We start from the raw sequence: 18,369 nt of genomic DNA on the forward strand, positions 1-18,369 counted from the left end.
GTTTACTGCGGACGATAATTTCCTGTTGCTTTAACGTTTTACAAGTTGTCTTGGCAACGGCGGCATATATTACTAATTTCTCTTCACAGTGCAACTTAAATTTCTGTAAAGACGTCTAACTGCTTGTTCTTCGTTCGCCAAAGCCCAGTAATTAGTCAATATGTCCAATTACTGGGCCAGAAAAGACTAAAGAGCAGATAAACGTTTCTGTGCCTGTTTAGCAGCATCAGTGTTGGGATATTGCTTAATCACTTGTTGATAAACCGCCTTCGCTTTATCGCTTTGGCCTTTATCCTGCATGATCACCCCAACTTTAAACATCGCTTCTGAACTTTTTGGAGACTTTGGATAATTTTTTACGACAACAGCATAATAATAGGCAGCATCGTCTTTCTTACCCTTGTTGTAATACAACTGCCCTAGCCAGTAATTGGCATTAGGTTGGTAAGTCGACTTTGGATACTGTTTCACGAAGCTCTGGAAAGCTGTGATCGCTTGATCATATTGCTTTTTTTCCAGTGCCAAAGAAACTGCTGCATTGTAGTCGCTGTTTTCATCACCGCCACTTGCCGCAGGTGCCGCTGTAGAAGCTGCTGCGCCTGCTGCGGCCGCATCACTACTTCCAGTGGCAGCATTGCCTGTCGCAGCACCAGCAGCCGCAGAGGCTGAACCTGACGCCCCCTGACCACCGCTCAGGCTATCCATCTGCTGGTAGATCTGTTTTTGCCGCTCAACGATTTGATTGAGCTGATACTGATTTTCTTGGATCTGACCGCGTAAACTATCAACATCGCGTTGCGAATCTGACAGTTGTTGCTGAAGTTGAGTTAATAGCTGGCTGTGAGCGTTGGAAATACGCTCAAGTTGAGTGACTCGATCTTCTACCGAGCCGGAACCGACATTACTGATTGGCGCTTGGGCAGTAGCGGCCCAAGGGACCGCTACGCCAACCAGTAACGACAGACCCACCAAGTGACGTCTGAAGTTACTGTTCATGCGATTCTCTTAGTAAACCAGAACTGCACGACGGTTTTTAGCAAATGCTGCTTCGTCATGGCCCAGTACTGCTGGTTTCTCTTTACCGTAAGAAACGATAGAGATCTGGTCAGCAGAAACGCCTTTACCTTGCAGATACATCTTCACCGCATTTGCACGACGCTCGCCCAACGCGATGTTGTATTCTGGCGTACCGCGTTCATCCGCGTGGCCTTCAACAACAACTTTGTAAGATGGGTTGCTACGCAGGAATGCAGAGTGTGCATCCAGCATTTGAGCGAAGTCAGAACCGATATCGTATTTATCGAAACCGAAGTAAACGATATTGTTCTTTTGCAGTTCTTGCATCTGAAGACGTGCTTGCTCTTCGGAAGACAGGTTGCTGCCGTTTTCTGTACCAGTGCCAGCGCCCATGCCAGATTGGTCATTATTTGCGCTTTTGTTAGAACTACAAGCAGCGATTGCCAGAACTGGCAAAGCCAACATTAGCCCTTTTAGCACTTTGTTCAGTTGCATCTCTTTGATCCTTTTATAGTTTGCCATACATACGTATTTACACATGCATCACAGATACGGCGACCAGGCAGGAAATTTGACCTGTCCATCAGTTGCCGGAAGACGCGCTTTGAAACGCCCATCAGTCGAGACCAGCTGTAACACGGCTCCCAGCCCTTGTGTCGAGCTATAGATAACCATGGTGCCGTTCGGCGCTATACTTGGCGTTTCATCCAGGAACGTGTCCGTTAATACTTGAACGGCTCCCGTTTCCAGATCCTGTTTGGCGATGTGTTGTGCCCCACCATTGGAACTAACCAATACCAGGAACTTACCATCAGGACTCACATCTGCGTTCTGGTTCTGAGAACCTTCCCATGTAATTCGCTGAGGCGCACCGCCATTAATATTCACTTTATACACTTGTGGACGACCGCCCTGATCCGAGGTATAGGCCAGATTCTGGCTATCCGGGAACCAGCTTGGTTCAGTGTTATTGCTACGGCCATCAGTCACCTGGCTAATTTGGCCAGAACCTAAGTCCATAACATATAAGTTCAGGCTACCACTTTTCGACAAAGCGAAGGCCAGTTTAGTACCATCGGGTGAGAAGGCTGGCGCACCATTATGGCGAGGAAACGACGCCACTTGCTTGATTGCACTATTTGCCAGCGTCTGAATAACCAGCGCTGATTTACCACTCTCAAACGTCACATAAGCAATTTTGCTACCGTCTGGAGACCAGGCCGGTGACATCAAAGGTTGAGGAGAACGGTGAACCACAAACTGGTTGTAGCCATCGTAATCAGAAACCCGTAATTCATGTGGGAACTTGCCGCCGTTAGTTTGCACAACATAAGCAATTCGGGTACGGAAAGCACCTTTAATTCCGGTGAGTTTTTCAAAAACTTCATCACTGGCAGTATGCGCGGCATAACGTAACCATTGTTTGGTCACTTTATACTGATTCTGCGCCAAAATGCTACCAGCAGCACCAGAAGTATCCACTAACTGGTAAGAAACCACATAACTGCCATCAGCACTTGGCTGAACCTGGCCGACAACCACGGCATCAATACCGAGCGCAGTCCAGGCAGCAGGGGTGACTTCCGCTGCAGTTGAGGGCTGTTGTGGCATACGAGCCGCATCAATTGGATTGAACTTACCGCTGTTACGTAAATCTGCGCCAACAATAGCACCGATCTCTTCAGGTGGTGTACCCGGCCCCATCCATTTAAACGGAACAACCCCAATTGGACGAGCTGAATCTACCCCTTGGGTAATCTCAATTCGGACTTCTGCATGTAAAACAGCAGCCCATAAAACTAAAAAGCCTAGCGCAACTCGAAATGCCTGCTTCATCTTATCTCCCTTATCCGAGCGGGATGCCCGCGATAATTAGCAGAATTTTAACAAACCAACGCAAACAAAACTACATAATCCACGGGGCGATTAACAACGTGATATGTCCGGTTTACTTGCAGTATGTCCTTCTTAATCAAACTTTATTGCGGTTTAAAATCAAGTGGAACATTCTTAAACACTTCATAAACATCCTGACTTGGCGGTTTAGGTATTTTAGCAAGTTTTGCGGCGGCGATGGCAGCCTGACACAATGCCGGGTCGCCCCCTTCAGCTTTAACATCAATTAATAGACCATCTGGTGCCAATTTAATTCGCAGATTACAGGTGCGGCCTTTGTAAAGATCCGCATCATAAAATTTACTTTGGATTGCCGCAGTGACCTGGCCTAAATAACCGCTGATATCCCCCGCTGACGCCCCACTCTTCTTGCCACCACCTTTACCGGCTGCGGCAGCGCCTGCACCGGAACCGCTTTTCGGTGCATTCTTGGAGTTTGCCAGGCCGCCAAACAAATCATCTACATCGGTTGCCGTTGCAGCGTCTGCGGCAGCCTTTTTCTTGGCTTCAGCAGCAGCGGCTTTTTTAGCATCAGCGGCAGCTTTCTTCTCAGCATCCGCAGCCGCTTTCTTAGCTGCGGCTTCAGTTGCCGCCTTCTCGGCCGATTCTGCGGCTTTCTTCGCCTCAGCATCCGCTTGTTTCTTCGCTGCTGCCGCTACAGCGGCTTCTTTTTTGGCTTCTGCTTCGGCTTTCTTCTGTGCGTCAGCTTGGGCTTTCACTATTTTGTCAGCCTCCGCTTTGGCTTGAGCAGCCGCGGCTTCTGCCTGTTTCTGCTCTTCTTTCGCTTTTGCAGCAGCGGCGGCGGCAACTTTCTGTTGCTCAGCGGCCTGTTTCTGCTGTTCAGCGGCTTGTTTTTTCTGTTCTTCCGTCGCCTGCTTAGCATCTTCTTGTGCTTGCAAACGCTCTTTTTCCAGTTCTTTCAGGCGTTGTTGTTCAGTGGCCTGTTTTTGCTGCAATTCTTCTGTTTGCTGATCAGCTTTCTTTTTGCGTTGCTGTTCCGCACGTTTAGCGTCCGTCTGCTGTTGCTGCTGACGGTTATATTGTTCAGTCACCGCGCCCGGATCGACCATGACAGCATCAATCACTTCGCCGCCAGCGCCACCGCCGCCCATTTCAGTCGTCTGCGTCAAAGAACCCCAAATCAACAGGGCAATCAATATGATGTGCAGAACCACCGAAACAATAACGGCGCGATTCAGCTTGTCATTTTGCTCGGTTGCCTTACCCACGCTCGATTTCCACTCTCGATGTCCGCGCTCTATTGCTAAAAAACGGAATTGCTAAAAACAGAGTTTCTATCAGCTGTCGCGAACTATCACTACAGCCAATATCAACGCAAATTTATATCGGCTGGGTCATTAAGCCCACCGACGTAACACCCGCCTGATGCAGCATATTCAGCGCCTTGATGATTTCATCATAAGGAACCTCTTTTGCGCCGCCGATCAGGAACACGGTTTTCGGATTCGCTTTCAATCTGGCCTGCGCCTCTGCCACTATTTGTTCTGACGGCAGTTGCTCCATCCGCTGATGATCAACCACTAACGTGTATTGCCCCACACCTGAAACTTCAACAATCACCGGTGGGTTATCATCGCTGGAGACTGTTTTTGAGTCAGTTGCATCAGGCAGATCAACCTCAACGCTTTGCGTGATAATCGGTGCTGTCGCCATAAAGATCAGCAATAGCACCAGCAGCACATCAAGCAAGGGAACAATATTAATTTCAGACTTAAGCTCGCGCCGTTTACGACCACGTACTCGCGCCATATAACCCCCTACTTATTTGCTCTCGGCGCTGGCAAAAGCCTGGCGATGCAGAATAGCAATGAACTCTTCCATGAAGTTGTCATAGTTTTGCTCAAGTTTATTCACACGCTGATTCAGGCGGTTATAAGCCATAACAGCAGGGATTGCGGCAAACAGACCAATCGCCGTGGCGATCAATGCTTCAGCAATACCCGGTGCGACCATTTGCAATGTCGCCTGTTTGACTGCACCCAGAGAAATAAAGGCATGCATAATCCCCCATACTGTACCAAACAGGCCGATATACGGGCTGATGGAACCAACAGTGCCAAGGAAAGGAATATGAGTTTCCAGCGCTTCTAATTCACGGTTCATAGAGATGCGCATGGCACGGGAAGCACCATCAATCACGGCTTCAGGCGCATGGCTGTTTGCGCGATGCAAACGAGCAAACTCTTTAAACCCAGAATGGAAGATTTGCTCGGAGCCACCCAGCGTATCACGGCGAGCCTGACTTTCTTGATACAGGCGAGACAGCTCGATGCCGGACCAAAATTTGTCTTCGAAAGCTTCTGCATCGCGGGTGGCAGCATTCAGAATACGCGTTCGCTGAATGATGATCGCCCATGAAGCAATAGAAAAGCCCATCAATACCAGCATGATAAGCTTAACGAATAGGCTTGCCTGCAGGAATAAATCCAGAATGTTCATGTCAGCCACTACTTAAACTCCGCGACAATAGACTTAGGAAGCGCTTTTGGCTTCATTTGGTGTGGATCGATACATGCGATCAATACTTCCGCACTACTCAGAAGATTGCCATGTGTGTCGAGAATTCGTTGAGCAAACGTGAGAGAAGCCCCACGCATTGCGGTAATTTCACTCTGAACGTCTAGCATATCATCAAGACGTGCAGGTGCCAGGTATTCTACCGTCATGCGGCGGACAGCGAAAGCGACATGCTCACTGAGCAATTGCTGATGATGAAAATTGCGTTGGCGCAACATTTCAGTGCGCGCCCTTTCGTAAAAGGCGACATAGCGTGCGTGATAAACCACGCCACCCGCATCGGTGTCTTCAAAATAGACACGAACCGGCCATCGAAACAACGTATTACTCACTTTACTTCCCAGTAATGCAGTTAACGGACACACTATACTGAAGAGCGTTACGCTTTGGAATCACTTGCAAGAATAGAACGAAAATAATTATGGGCCAGGCGGCCCATAAAGGAGAGATTGTATTTAGATTAGGCGAATCGCTGTTAGATTAAGCGAAAAAGTAGAATAAACCCGCGCCCAAGCAAACAATTGCAGGAAGTGGTGAGAAGAAAGCACGCAACCACACCCGCTTAGGGCGAAAACCAACCCCATGAATCACACCGGTACACACCGCCCACACGATAAAGACCTCTTGCCAGACTTCAAGTGAGCTGGTTGCCGCCGCAAAACGCGAAGGGTCCCAGAACACACAAAACGCCACAGCAAATGCGAGCACCAGTGAAAGGGCCCGTAAGGGGCCCTTATCCATTAGTTCATATAACTTATCGGACAACATCGTCATCGCCATCATTCGCGGCTTTGGCTGCTGCATTGGCTTCACTCTGCTCCAGCGCCAGAGCAGTAATGATACCAAAGGAGCAGGCCAGAAGTGTCCCTAAAATCCAGGCAAAATACCACATGCTTTATGCTCCTTAGTACAGTGAGTGCTTGTTGTTTTCGATAAAGTCTTTATCAATGCGCCCGAACATCTTGTAGTAACACCAACTGGTGTAGATCAGGATGAGAGGAACAAAGATTATCGCCACAACGGTCATCACTTTCAGCGTCAACAGGCTAGATGTCGCATCCCACATGGTCAGGCTGACATTTGGCACTGTACTTGATGGCATGACGAATGGGAACATCGTTACCCCAGCAGTCAAGATCACACAGGCAATGGTCAGTGATGAGAATACGAAGGCCCAAGCCCCTTTTTCAAAGCGCGACAGCAAAATGGTAAACAGCGGCAGAATCACCCCAAGCGCTGGCAGCGCCCACAGGCTCGGATACTTGTTGAAGTTAATCAACCACGCACCTGCCTGATGTGCAACTTCTTTGCGCATCGGATTAGATTCAGCTGCGGTATCCAAAGCTGAAGTAATAACAAAACCATCAATGCCTTTAACTAACCAGATACCGGCCAGCAAGAAGGCAACACCCATTATTAGAGCGGAAATCTGCGCCGCCGCACGGGCACGTAGGTGCAGCTCACCACGGGTACGCATTTGCAGGTAAGTTGCCCCCTGCGTTACCAACATGGTTAAGCTGACCACACCGGCCAGTAAACCAAACGGGTTCAGCAACTGGAAGAAATTACCGGTGTAGAACAGGCGCATGTAGCTGTCCATATGGAACGGCACGCCTTGCAGCAAGTTACCGAACGCCACACCGAACACCACCGCAGGCACGAAGCTACCAGTAAAAATGCCCCAGTCCCACATATTGCGCCAGCGGTTGTTCTCCAACTTAGAGCGGTAATCGAAACCGACCGGGCGGAAGAATAACGCAGCCAGCACCAGAATCATCGCAATATAGAAGCCGGAGAATGCCGCTGCATACACCATTGGCCAGGCCGCGAACAGTGCCCCACCCGCAGTTATCAGCCAAACCTGATTACCATCCCAGTGGGGGGCAATCGAGTTAATCATAATACGACGTTCTGTATCATTCTTACCGATGATACGCAGCAAGATACCGACACCCATATCAAAACCATCGGTGACTGCGAAACCAATCAGTAGCACACCGATCAGCAGCCACCAGATAAATCGTAATACTTCATAATCAAACATAAGTGGACTCCTGTTTACCGTGCTTCCTGCACTGGGGCAGTCGGCTGTTCAAAATGATAGCGGCCGGTTTTCAGGCTGCTCGGCCCAAGGCGCGCGAATTTGAACATCAGGTACATCTCTGCCACCAGGAACAGCGTGTACAGACCACAAATCAGCCCCATTGAGAATAAGATATCCCCAGCAGTAACCGATGAGTTTGCAATTGCTGTTGGCAGCACTTCACCAATGGCCCAAGGTTGGCGGCCATATTCAGCCACAAACCAACCCGCTTCTACCGCAATCCACGGCAATGGCATACCGAACAGGGCAGCGCGTAGTAGCCATTTCTTCTGACCAATCCGGCCACGAACCACGTTATAGAACGACAGACCGATGATCAGCAACATCAGGAAGCCACAAGCCACCATGATGCGGAAAGCAAAGTACAGTGGCAGAACGCGTGGAATTGAGTCTTTGGCGGCTAACTGGATTTGCTCTTCTGTCGCATCTGTTACGTTTTGCGTATAGCGCTTGAGTAACAGACCGTAGCCCAGATCTTGTTTTGCTTTATTAAAGGCTTCACGCACTTCTGGAGAGGTATTACCCGCACGCAGTTGCTCTAACAGGTGATAAGCCTGAATACCATTACGGATACGCACTTCATGTTGAGACATCAAATCACGCAAGCCAGTTACCGGGGTATCCAGTGAGCGGGTTGCGATAATGCCCAATGCGAACGGAATCTGAATGGCAAACCGGTTCTCCATTGTTTCCTGATTAGGAATAGCAAACAGCGTAAAGGCTGCCGGAGGCGGTTGGGTTTCCCATTCAGCTTCAATTGCAGCCAGTTTGGTTTTCTGCACGTCACCCATTTCATAACCGGATTCATCACCCAGCACGATAACAGACAACACGGCAGCCAGACCAAAGCTCGCAGCAATAGCAAAAGAACGCTTGGCAAACGCAATATCCCGGCCTTTCAGCAGATAGTAAGAGCTGATACCCAGAACAAACATCGCACCAGTCACATACCCTGCTGCCACAGTGTGAACGAATTTCACCTGTGCCACTGGGTTTAGAACCAGTTCAGAGAAGCTCAGCATTTCCATACGCATGGTTTCAAAGTTGAAGTCAGATGCAATCGGGTTTTGCATCCAGCCGTTTGCAACCAAGATCCACAGCGCAGAGAAGTTAGAACCTAATGCAACCAGCCAGGTTACGGCCAAATGCTCATGTTTACTCAGACGATCCCAACCGAAGAAGAACAGACCGACGAAAGTAGATTCCAGGAAGAACGCCATTAAACCTTCGATTGCCAGAGGGGCCCCGAAGATATCACCGACGTAATGAGAGAAATATGACCAGTTAGTTCCGAATTGGAACTCCATAGTCAGACCAGTAGCAACACCCAGGGCAAAGTTAATCGCAAATAACTTGCCCCAGAATTTGGTCATATCTTTATAGATTTGTTTGCCAGACAGCACATAAACCGATTCCATAATGGCCAACATAAACGCTAAACCCAGCGTTAGTGGGACAAATAAGAAATGGTACATTGCCGTTAAGGCAAACTGTAACCTTGACAGTTCGACAATATCAAACATCTTGACTCCTTGCTCCTCGCACGAAGACTCCGACTTGCGGCAACCGGGCTTCCGTTATATTGGAAGCCTCATATACCTTTCGAATTTGAAACCACAGGGGGGTTAGCTGCCTTCACTCACACGGATCACTTACACGAGTAAGCTCATCGCGTTCATTCGCATACTGCCTACCTGCAACGCCAACTTCTTTGGGTATAATTACCAGCAGTGAATGCCCAAAAAAACACAACAAAAATAACAATATCAACTACCCAGTATTACACCGCGGTAATAGTACGCTTCTAATCCCATACAATAAATAGGATTTTACGTGACCCAGCGTTGAGTTCTGGATACAGGTCAACAAATAGGCCATTTACCTATCATGCCGTAGTTTGATCCAAAACAATTTAAGCCCATATGAACATTATTGCCATAATCAAAACTTGATTTAGAACAATTAATTCTTTTTCATGTTAATTAAAAGTTCAATTGTTTTTTTATAATCCGCGAGTGTTAACAAAATGTAGTTTTAAGGTTTATTTAATGCCTTATTACGTCACTATTATGCAATCCAGATTAACGTTTAAATTTATAAGATTCAGGGTAAGTAAAATCACAATTCTGAGTTTTATATGACTATATTAGTTCATCCTGAGGGAAGCGTTAGCAAGTGTTGCCATTTTGTTGCATGATAAAATGCTACGACATTATAAAATATAGAAACCTCTGTAATGAAAAGAATAGCACTCACCACTTTACTCTGTATCAGCACCACGTCTCTGGCCGCAAATCGGGTCGATATCATCGTTCTGGGCACCTCTGATTTACATGGTACTTTCGTGCCGTGGGACTATGCCAGCGACAGTCAAAATAGGGCTGGCAGCCTGAGTCAGATTGCCACTCAAGTACGGAAAATACGCGCCGAACAGCCGAATATAATACTGGTCGACGCCGGTGATACTCTTCAGGGCAACTTTGTTGAATCTTTTAAAAATGAGCCGATTAGCCCGATGATCCTGGGCTTTAATGCCTTAAAATACGACGCCTGGGTGATGGGTAACCATGAGTTTGATTTCGGCCTGAAGGTGCTTGGCACCTCACTAAAACAATTTAACGGCACCGCACTGGCGGGCAATATCTTCTGGGATTCAGGTAAACCCTACCTGCCCTCTTACAAAATCATTGAGCGTCAGGGCGTAAAAATTGGCATTATCGGTATGGACACCCCGATGACTGCGGAGTTCGCCCAAGGCACAGACCGCATTAATGGCATTCATTTTACCGATCCGGTTCAGGAAGTGAAAAAGGTCATTCAGCAACTCCAGCCACAAGTCGATGCCATCGTGCTAGTCGCTCATATGGGGATTGATAATGAAAACCAGCGCCCTGGAACCGGTGTGGGTGATATTGCTAAAGCTAACCCCGAACTGGCAGCTATTATTGCAGGTCACATGCACGTAAAAATCGATAAAACAGTGGTCAATGGTGTCATTATTACTGAGCCGGATAAATATGGCCGCGCACTGTCTCGTATAGACCTGAAATTTGAGCAACGTGAAGGTAAATATCATCTTATCAATAAAGACAGTTATACCTATCCCATCAAAGATATCGAGTCAGATAAAACGTTGGAAAGCCTTTATCAGCCCTACCATGATATTTTACGTGCCAATGCTAATCGGGTAATTGCCAAGTTGAGTGGCATCAATTTGGTGCCGACAGATGAGATTAAAGGTATTCCTCAGGTTCATATTCAGGACACGGGTATCAGCGCCTTGTATCAGGAGGCCGCTCACCACTTCGCGCCTCAGGCACAGGTTATTGCCTTACAGATTGATAATGACCGTCCGAAGTTAGATGTGGGTGATATTAAAGCCAAAGATATTGCATATAACTATCAATATGCCGGTGGTGAGATTACCGTTTACGCCCTCACCGGCAAAGAGTTGAAACAGTATATGGAATGGTCGGCTGATTACTTTAATCAGGTTAAACCGGGCGATGTAACCTACAGCTTTAACTCGCAACGCCGTGCCTCTAAATACTCTACTAACGATTTCTTTGATGGCGTGACCTACACCATTGATTTACGGCAACCAGCAGGCTCGCGCATCACCGATCTGTGCCTCAATGACGGCACGCCAGTCTCAAATAGCACCCCGATTCATCTGGGAATGAACAGTTACCGGATGGGCCATCTGACACAGAAAGGGGGGGTACTTGAAGGGCAGGAATTCCCTATATTGTCAGACAGTAAAGTGCAATATGGTGAAGAAGAAGGCACTATTCGTAACCTAACGATACGTTACCTCATTGAGGTAAAAGACGGAAATTACCAAGGTAAACCACAGCAGCGCTGGCATCTGGTAGGGCTGGAAGGCTTTGAAAAAGAGCGACAAATTGTTAAACAGTTGATTAACGATGGGACGATTTCCGTGCCGACCACCGCTGATGGCCGCTATACCAACATCGCGTCTATTAATGTCAACGATAAGATATTTAAAGATAAAGCCAGCTACCAAGCTGCTTTAGCAACATTGCAACAGCAAGCCACCACAGCAAGCAATGAACAGGCCAAACAACAGGCTCAAACTGATATTGCATTAATTACCGCGTTAAATAAGTTCTGATTAGGTATTAAAAAGGCCACTGCAAGGTGGCCTGAGGTTAATGACAAAGTGCCCGTAACGGGTGAAAACAGGCAGATCGTAAAGACGCCGTAAACCCATCCCTGGGGGTTCGAGCCGCGCCTTCCCTGGCGCGGATGCTTTACTCTTCTACCTGTCTTCACCTTGCAAGATCGAGCCGTTGGGGTTTGTCAGCAGTCTGAGGCCACCACAAGGTGGTCTCAGGTGTCGAACTAACACTGAAACCAGTGCACTCGATGTTATTTATTACTTTGGTAAACAGCTTTCACCGCATTGCCGATTTCAGCCAAACTACGGACGGTTTTCACGCCAGCAGCTTCCAGCGCAGTAAATTTATCATCCGCCGTTCCTTTACCACCAGCAATAATGGCACCCGCGTGGCCCATACGCTTACCTTTTGGTGCAGTGACACCAGCGATATAACCCACCACAGGTTTGGTCACGTGCTCTTTAATATAAGCCGCCGCTTCTTCTTCTGCATTACCCCCGATCTCACCGATCATTACGATGACTTCAGTTTGTGGATCTTCCTGGAACAACTTCAGGATATCGATAAAGTTAGAACCCGGGATCGGGTCACCACCGATACCAACACACGTTGACTGACCGAAACCGATATCCGTGGTTTGTTTTACCGCTTCATAGGTCAGTGTGCCGGAACGGGAGACGATACCCACTTTGCCAGGCAAGTGGATGTGACCTGGCATAATACCAATCTTACATTCACCCGGGGTAATCACACCAGGGCAGTTCGGGCCGATCATCCGTGCATCAGACTGTTCTAATCTGACTTTTACTACCAGCATATCCAGTGTTGGGATGCCTTCAGTAATACAGATAATCAGTTTGATGCCCGCATCAATCGCTTCCAGAATCGAGTCTTTACAGAACGGTGCTGGAACGTAGATAACAGAGGCAGTGGCACCGGTTGTTTCTACCGCTTCACGTACGGTATTAAACACTGGCAGGCCCAGATGCTGGGTTCCACCTTTACCTGGCGTAACACCGCCAACCATTTTTGTACCATAAGCAATAGCTTGTTCGGAGTGGAAGGTCCCCTGGCTACCGGTAAAACCCTGGCAAATAACTTTGGTGTTTTTATCAATTAAAATAGACATTATTTAGCCCCCACTGCTGCTACAACTTGCTGAGCCGCATCTGTCAGGCTGGTCGCAGCAATGATATTCAAACCGCTGTCTGCCAGTTTCTTGGCACCCAGCTCGGCATTATTCCCTTCCAGACGCACTACCACTGGCACGTTGACACCCACTTCCTCAACTGCACCAATAATGCCGTCAGCAATCAGGTCACAACGCACAATCCCGCCGAAGATGTTAACAAAAACCGCTTTCACTTTATCGTCAGACAAAATGATTTTAAACGCTTCAGTCACGCGCTCTTTAGTGGCACCGCCACCAACATCAAGGAAGTTAGCCGGTTCGCCGCCATGCAGTTTCACGATATCCATCGTGCCCATTGCCAGGCCAGCGCCGTTCACCATGCAACCAATGTTGCCATCCAATGCAACATAGTTCAGTTCCCACTGTGCTGCGCGCTCCTCGTTCTTGTCTTCCTGGCTTGGGTCACGCATTTCACGCAATTCAGACTGGCGGAACAAGGCATTACCATCTGCGCCCAATTTGCCATCCAAACAAATCAAATCGCCCTGTTTGGTGATAACCAGCGGATTTATCTCAACCATCGCCAGATCACGCTCGAGGAACAGGGTTGCCAGGCCCATAAAGATCTTAGTGAACTGATTCACTTGTTTACCGGTCAGACCTAGCTTAAATGCCAGTTCGCGCCCTTGATAAGATTGTGGGCCAGTTAACGGATCCAGTGCGATTTTGTGAATAAGTTCCGGTGTCTCTTCAGCGACTTTCTCAATTTCAACGCCGCCTTCGGTAGATGCCATAAACACCACACGACGGGAACTACGGTCAATAACCGCGCCCAGATACAGCTCTTTATCAATATCAGTTGCGGCTTCAACCAGAATTTGGTTAACCGGTTGGCCGTTGGCATCCGTCTGGTAAGTCACCAGTTTTTTACCCAGCCACTGTTCGGCAAAAGCACGAATCTCTTCTTTGCTGTTAACAACTTTCACGCCGCCCGCTTTACCGCGGCCACCTGCATGAACCTGACATTTAACCACCCACGGGCCAGCACCGATTTTAGATGCGGCTTCTTCTGCTTCACGCGGTGTAGTACAAGCGTAGCCAGTTGGTGCTGGCATACCATACCGAGCAAACAGTTGTTTTGCCTGATATTCGTGTAAATTCATGATGTTCTATCCATATAAGGTCTGAGTTGGGCAAAAGCCTGGCAGGTAGCCTGATTGCAGGGCGGCGGATCATTAGCACCGTGCAATCAGACTGACCTTGTCATTTATCTTTTTTATACGTCGAGCAGCAAGCGAGCCGGATCTTCCAGCATCTCTTTCACCGTCACCAGATAGCCCACGGATTCGCGGCCATCGACCAAACGGTGATCGTAGGAGAGAGCCAGATACATCATCGGCAGGATAACGACCTGACCATTGACCGCCATTGGCCTGTCTTTAATGGCGTGCATACCAAGGATCGCGCTTTGTGGTGGGTTAATAATCGGAGTCGACATCAGTGAACCAAATACGCCGCCATTGGTAATGGTGAAATTACCGCCGGTCAGCTCTTCAACTTTCAGTTTGCCGTCACGACCTTTCACAGCCAGTTCTTTGATTTTCTTCTCAATATCAGCCATGCCCAGTGTATCGACATCACGCAGAACGGGTGTCACCAAACCGCGCGGGGTAGAAACGGCAATGCTGACATCAAAGTAGTTGTGGTAAACCACATCTTCGCCATCAATAGAAGCATTCACTTCTGGATAGCGTTTCAACGCTTCAACCACCGCCTTGATGTAGAAGGACATAAAGCCCAGACGCACACCGTGGCGCTTCTCGAAAGCTTCACCGTACTGCTTGCGCAGATCCATAATTGGCTGCATGTTGATTTCGTTAAACGTGGTCAGCATGGCGGTGCTGTTTTTCGCTTCCAGCAGACGCTCGGCCACACGTTTACGCAGGCGGGTCATTGGCACACGTTTTTCACTGCGACTAGCAAGAGCAGCAGCCTCAACTTTTACTTCAGGCGCGGCAATGGGAGCTGCTTTGCGATTGGCCAAATGGCTATCGATATCTTCACGCGTGATACGGCCACCCACACCACTGCCTTTGATAGCGGATGCATCAAGAGAGTGCTCAGCAATCAGACGGCGGATTGCCGGGCTGAGGCTATCGTTGCTTTCTTCTACCAGGCTGGCAGTCTGACGCTGAGCCGGTGTGGATTCCGTGTTCTGACTCTTCTCTTCGCTCGGTTTGCCAGAGCTGTCACTTGGACGAATACGGCCCAGCACCTGACGCGAAATCACGGTGGCACCCTCATCTTCCAAAATGGCATCCAGAATACCGTCCTGACTGGCCGGAACTTCCAGAATCACTTTGTCTGTTTCAATCTCAACCAGAACTTCGTCACGTTTGACGCTGTCGCCCGGTTTTTTATGCCAGGTTGCAACAGAGCCATCGGCGACAGACTCAGGGAGGTCAGGAACATTAATATCTACGCTACTCATTCTCTATCCTTTATATGTTAACCGGCTCGCTACTCAACGGTCAGCGCGTCATTAACCAGAGCTTGTTGTTGTTTCTGGTGTACGGAAAGGTATCCAACGGCCGGTGAAGCGGATGCCGGGCGGCCTGCGTAACGCAGAGAGGCACCAAATGGAATCACTTCGCGGAAGTTGTGTTGGCTGCAATACCAGGCACCCTGGTTGAGAGGCTCTTCCTGACACCAAACGAAATCATGAACATGAGCAAATTGTTCCAACACCGTTTGTACCGCTTGGTGTGGGAACGGATAAAGCTGCTCGATACGCACGATAGCGACATCGGTTTGCCCATTCTTGCGCCGCTGTTCCAGCAAGTCGTAATACACTTTGCCTGAACACATCACCACACGCTTGACGCCTTTCGGGTCCAGCTCGTCTACTTCGCCGATGGCCGGCAGGAAGCTGCCATTCGCCAGGTCATCCAGAGATGATATAGCTAACGGGTGGCGCAACAATGACTTAGGTGACATCACCACCAGCGGACGGCGCATACCACGTAACGCCTGACGGCGGATCATGTGGTAAACCTGTGCAGGCGTTGACGGAATACACACCTGCATGTTCTGCTCGGCGCAAAGTTGCAGGTAGCGTTCCAGCCGCGCGGAGGAGTGCTCCGGCCCTTGCCCTTCGTAGCCATGAGGCAACAGCATCACCAGGCCACACATGCGGCCCCATTTCTGCTCGCCAGAGCTGATGAATTGGTCGATAACCACCTGAGCACCGTTGGCGAAGTCACCGAACTGCGCTTCCCAGATAGTCAGGGTACGCGGTTCTGCGGTGGCATAACCATATTCGAAGGCCAATACCGCCTCTTCTGACAACACGGAGTCCCAGACCTGGAATTCACCCTGCCCGTTGTGTAAATTCGCCAAAGGCACGTAAACCGAGCCATTCTTCTGGTTGTGAATTACCGCATGACGATGGAAGAAAGTCCCACGCCCGGCATCTTCACCCGACAGACGAATCGGAATCCCTTCATCGACCAGAGTGGCGTAAGCCAATGTTTCAGCACCGCCCCAGTCAAACGGCTTCTCACCGCTGGCCATCAAGGCACGATCGCCATAGATCTTGGCAACACGAGACTGCATTTCGATAGCATCTGGTGCATGGCTGATACGGCGCGCCAAGTCTTGCAGGCGTTTCATATCAACTTTGCTTGGATATTCTTCATCCCATTCATGGTTCAGATAAGGCGACCAGGTGAAGGATTGCAGATTCATCGGACGCCACTCTTCCACCACACAGTCACCACGATCCAATGCATCACGGTACAGGTTGACCATTTCCGTGGCATCTTCCAGGCTGGCGATACTTTGTTCTACCAGCTTGTCAGCATAGATTTTGCGCGGCGTCGGGTGTTTTTTGATCTTCTGATACATCACAGGCTGCGTAGCACTTGGCTCATCGGCTTCGTTATGCCCATGACGGCGGTAGCAAACCAGGTCGATCATTACGTCACGTTTAAAGGTGTTACGGAAATCCAACGCCAGACGGGTAACAAATGCCACCGCCTCCGGATCGTCAGCATTAACGTGGAAAATCGGTGCCTGCACCATTTTGGCAATATCGGTGCAGTATTGGGTAGAACGCGCATCCAGAGGATTCGAGGTAGTGAAGCCAATCTGGTTATTAATAACGATGCGCACAGTACCGCCCACTTCATAGCCGCGAGCCTGTGACATGTTCAAGGTTTCTTGCACCACACCTTGGCCGGTGATCGCCGCATCACCGTGAATAGTGATTGGCAATACCATATTACTGCGGGCTTTATCCAGACGGTCACGACGCGCACGTACAGAACCGATAACCACCGGACTGACAATCTCCAGATGGGATGGGTTAAAGGCCAGCGCCAGGTGAACCAGGCCACCTTCGGTTTCCACATCGGAAGAGAACCCTTGGTGATATTTGACGTCACCGGTGCCCAGATGCTCTTTATGCTTACCGGCAAATTCATCGAACAAATCTGCGGGTTTCTTACCCAAGACGTTGATCAGTACGTTCAGGCGGCCACGGTGCGCCATCCCCAGTACCACTTCGCGCGTGCCGTTTTTACCGGCGTGGCGAATCATCTCTTTCAGCATGGTGACCAGCGAATCGCCGCCCTCAAGTGAGAAACGTTTCGCGCCAGGGAATTTTGCCCCTAAGTAGCGTTCCAGCCCTTCGGCGGCCGTCAGTTCGTTCAGAAAACCGCGCTTCTCTTTATCGCTGAAGGTTGGTTTCCCGACCACCGATTCAATACGCTGCTGAATCCAGCGTTTTTCATCGGTATTGGTGATATGCATATATTCAGCGCCAATCGAACCGCAGTAGGTCTGTTTCAGGGCGGTATACAGATCAGACAGCTTCATGGTTTCTTTGCCGATGGCAAAAGAACCTACATTGAAGGTGTTCTGGAAATCGGCTTCGGTTAGATGGTGATAGGCAGGATCAAGGTCTGGAACCGACTCCTGCTTCCACAAACCGAGTGGGTCAAGGTTGGCATGTTGATGGCCGCGGAAGCGGAAGGCGTTGATTAACTGCAACACCTTAACTTGCTTGGCATCATTTTCAGGATCGCTGATAGATGAGTTATAACGCGTGGAATCCTTCGCCAGGCGACGGAAATACTCACGCGTTTGAGAGTGGAACTGATCAGGTTTTACACCCGTCGTCGGTAGTTGTTGAAAAATTGAACGCCAACTATCATCAACGGAACCAGGATCGGTTAAAAAGTCTTCATAGAGCTGCTCTATGTAGGACTGGTTCGCGCCCGCCAGATAGGAGGAATCCAGCCAGGCCTTCATTGCGCCGTTCTGCATCATGATCCCTTAAGCTTTGAAGCTTCAGTTTTCGCCGTGGTTAACATATACACCGTAATATCAACGGTTTGCCGTAAAAACGGTTCACTCGACATGCTCAATGCATGTTCTGTTATGGACCTTAACGGTCCCGTTCAAGGAACCTCTAGAAACAGACAACTTGCCGGTTTTTAGAGATTCCCTACCTTGAAGCAACCTGGGGAAACCATTCC

16 protein-coding genes are annotated in these 18,369 nt (G+C 49.1%); 1 reads left to right on the plus strand and 15 read right to left on the minus strand.

Annotated features, from left to right (window positions below):
• Positions 1–186: 186 nt before the first annotated feature.
• From cpoB to cydA, 11 genes are all read right to left on the minus strand, one after another.
• Positions 187–996 (minus strand): cell division protein CpoB, encoded by an 810-nt coding sequence (gene cpoB, locus YALDO0001_RS05350; protein WP_042839458.1) that lies wholly within the window; start codon positions 994–996, stop codon positions 187–189.
• 9 nt (positions 997–1,005) lie between these two features.
• Positions 1,006–1,512 (minus strand): peptidoglycan-associated lipoprotein Pal, encoded by a 507-nt coding sequence (gene pal / locus YALDO0001_RS05355; RefSeq protein ID WP_004700664.1) that lies wholly within the window; start codon positions 1,510–1,512, stop codon positions 1,006–1,008.
• Positions 1,513–1,560: 48 nt separating this feature from the next.
• On the minus strand, positions 1,561–2,853 hold the full coding sequence (gene tolB, locus YALDO0001_RS05360; RefSeq protein ID WP_004700665.1) for a Tol-Pal system beta propeller repeat protein TolB: 1,293 nt from the start codon (positions 2,851–2,853) through the stop codon (positions 1,561–1,563).
• Between the two features lie 143 nt (positions 2,854–2,996).
• Positions 2,997–4,142 (minus strand): cell envelope integrity protein TolA, encoded by a 1,146-nt coding sequence (gene tolA / locus YALDO0001_RS05365; RefSeq protein ID WP_004700669.1) that lies wholly within the window; start codon positions 4,140–4,142, stop codon positions 2,997–2,999.
• Between the two features lie 112 nt (positions 4,143–4,254).
• On the minus strand, positions 4,255–4,683 hold the full coding sequence (gene tolR, locus YALDO0001_RS05370; protein WP_004700671.1) for a colicin uptake protein TolR: 429 nt from the start codon (positions 4,681–4,683) through the stop codon (positions 4,255–4,257).
• Between the two features lie 12 nt (positions 4,684–4,695).
• The gene (gene tolQ, locus YALDO0001_RS05375; protein WP_004393307.1) at positions 4,696–5,382 is read right to left on the minus strand and encodes a Tol-Pal system protein TolQ; all 687 of its coding nucleotides are present in this window, start codon (positions 5,380–5,382) and stop codon (positions 4,696–4,698) included.
• Entirely contained in the window at positions 5,382–5,783 is a 402-nt protein-coding gene (gene ybgC, locus YALDO0001_RS05380; RefSeq protein ID WP_042839459.1) for a tol-pal system-associated acyl-CoA thioesterase, read from the minus strand. The genes tolQ and ybgC overlap by 1 nt, the downstream gene beginning before the upstream one ends.
• A gap of 148 nt (positions 5,784–5,931) precedes the next feature.
• Complete coding sequence (gene ybgE / locus YALDO0001_RS05385) at positions 5,932–6,219, minus strand: cyd operon protein YbgE (protein WP_186367025.1); 288 nt, start codon at positions 6,217–6,219, stop codon at positions 5,932–5,934.
• Positions 6,206–6,343: a cytochrome bd-I oxidase subunit CydX gene (gene cydX / locus YALDO0001_RS05390; RefSeq protein ID WP_004700677.1), complete on the minus strand. Its 138-nt coding sequence runs from the start codon at positions 6,341–6,343 to the stop codon at positions 6,206–6,208. Before cydX ends, ybgE begins: the two co-directional genes overlap by 14 nt.
• A 12-nt stretch (positions 6,344–6,355) precedes the next feature.
• Positions 6,356–7,495: a cytochrome d ubiquinol oxidase subunit II gene (gene cydB, locus YALDO0001_RS05395; protein WP_004700679.1), complete on the minus strand. Its 1,140-nt coding sequence runs from the start codon at positions 7,493–7,495 to the stop codon at positions 6,356–6,358.
• A gap of 14 nt (positions 7,496–7,509) precedes the next feature.
• On the minus strand, positions 7,510–9,078 hold the full coding sequence (gene cydA, locus YALDO0001_RS05400; protein ID WP_004700680.1) for a cytochrome ubiquinol oxidase subunit I: 1,569 nt from the start codon (positions 9,076–9,078) through the stop codon (positions 7,510–7,512).
• Between the two features lie 713 nt (positions 9,079–9,791).
• Here cydA and YALDO0001_RS05405 point away from each other — a divergent pair.
• The gene (locus tag YALDO0001_RS05405; RefSeq protein WP_004700681.1) at positions 9,792–11,690 is read left to right on the plus strand and encodes a bifunctional metallophosphatase/5'-nucleotidase; all 1,899 of its coding nucleotides are present in this window, start codon (positions 9,792–9,794) and stop codon (positions 11,688–11,690) included.
• Positions 11,691–11,947: 257 nt separating this feature from the next.
• Here YALDO0001_RS05405 and sucD read toward each other — a convergent pair whose 3' ends face one another.
• The 4 genes from sucD to sucA form a co-directional block, all read right to left on the minus strand.
• Complete coding sequence (gene sucD, locus YALDO0001_RS05410; protein WP_042839460.1) at positions 11,948–12,826, minus strand: succinate--CoA ligase subunit alpha; 879 nt, start codon at positions 12,824–12,826, stop codon at positions 11,948–11,950.
• Positions 12,826–13,992 (minus strand): ADP-forming succinate--CoA ligase subunit beta, encoded by a 1,167-nt coding sequence (gene sucC, locus YALDO0001_RS05415; protein WP_004700682.1) that lies wholly within the window; start codon positions 13,990–13,992, stop codon positions 12,826–12,828. Before sucC ends, sucD begins: the two co-directional genes overlap by 1 nt.
• Positions 13,993–14,105: 113 nt before the next feature.
• Entirely contained in the window at positions 14,106–15,320 is a 1,215-nt protein-coding gene (odhB, locus tag YALDO0001_RS05420) for a 2-oxoglutarate dehydrogenase complex dihydrolipoyllysine-residue succinyltransferase (RefSeq protein ID WP_004700683.1), read from the minus strand.
• A gap of 29 nt (positions 15,321–15,349) precedes the next feature.
• A complete protein-coding gene (gene sucA, locus YALDO0001_RS05425; RefSeq protein ID WP_042839461.1) occupies positions 15,350–18,157 on the minus strand; it encodes a 2-oxoglutarate dehydrogenase E1 component in 2,808 nt (935 codons plus the stop codon).
• Positions 18,158–18,369 lie beyond the last annotated feature (212 nt).

The sequence above is a fragment of the Yersinia aldovae ATCC 35236 genome (genome assembly GCF_000173735.1).
GTDB classification, from domain to species: domain Bacteria; phylum Pseudomonadota; class Gammaproteobacteria; order Enterobacterales; family Enterobacteriaceae; genus Yersinia; species Yersinia aldovae.

Excerpts from the sequence above, each read along its gene's own strand:
- cpoB (WP_042839458.1), bottom strand. The coding sequence starts at position 996 with ATGAACAGTAACTTCAGACGTCACTTGGTGGGTCTGTCGTTACTGGTT.
- pal (WP_004700664.1), bottom strand. The coding sequence starts at position 1,512 with ATGCAACTGAACAAAGTGCTAAAAGGGCTAATGTTGGCTTTGCCAGTT.
- tolB (WP_004700665.1), bottom strand. The coding sequence starts at position 2,853 with ATGAAGCAGGCATTTCGAGTTGCGCTAGGCTTTTTAGTTTTATGGGCT.
- tolR (WP_004700671.1), bottom strand. The coding sequence starts at position 4,683 with ATGGCGCGAGTACGTGGTCGTAAACGGCGCGAGCTTAAGTCTGAAATT.
- ybgE (WP_186367025.1), bottom strand. The coding sequence starts at position 6,219 with ATGTTGTCCGATAAGTTATATGAACTAATGGATAAGGGCCCCTTACGG.
- cydX (WP_004700677.1), bottom strand. The coding sequence starts at position 6,343 with ATGTGGTATTTTGCCTGGATTTTAGGGACACTTCTGGCCTGCTCCTTT.
- cydB (WP_004700679.1), bottom strand. The coding sequence starts at position 7,495 with ATGTTTGATTATGAAGTATTACGATTTATCTGGTGGCTGCTGATCGGT.
- cydA (WP_004700680.1), bottom strand. The coding sequence starts at position 9,078 with ATGTTTGATATTGTCGAACTGTCAAGGTTACAGTTTGCCTTAACGGCA.
- YALDO0001_RS05405 (WP_004700681.1), top strand. The coding sequence starts at position 9,792 with ATGAAAAGAATAGCACTCACCACTTTACTCTGTATCAGCACCACGTCT.
- sucD (WP_042839460.1), bottom strand. The coding sequence starts at position 12,826 with ATGTCTATTTTAATTGATAAAAACACCAAAGTTATTTGCCAGGGTTTT.
- sucC (WP_004700682.1), bottom strand. The coding sequence starts at position 13,992 with ATGAATTTACACGAATATCAGGCAAAACAACTGTTTGCTCGGTATGGT.
- odhB (WP_004700683.1), bottom strand. The coding sequence starts at position 15,320 with ATGAGTAGCGTAGATATTAATGTTCCTGACCTCCCTGAGTCTGTCGCC.
- sucA (WP_042839461.1), bottom strand. The coding sequence starts at position 18,157 with ATGCAGAACGGCGCAATGAAGGCCTGGCTGGATTCCTCCTATCTGGCG.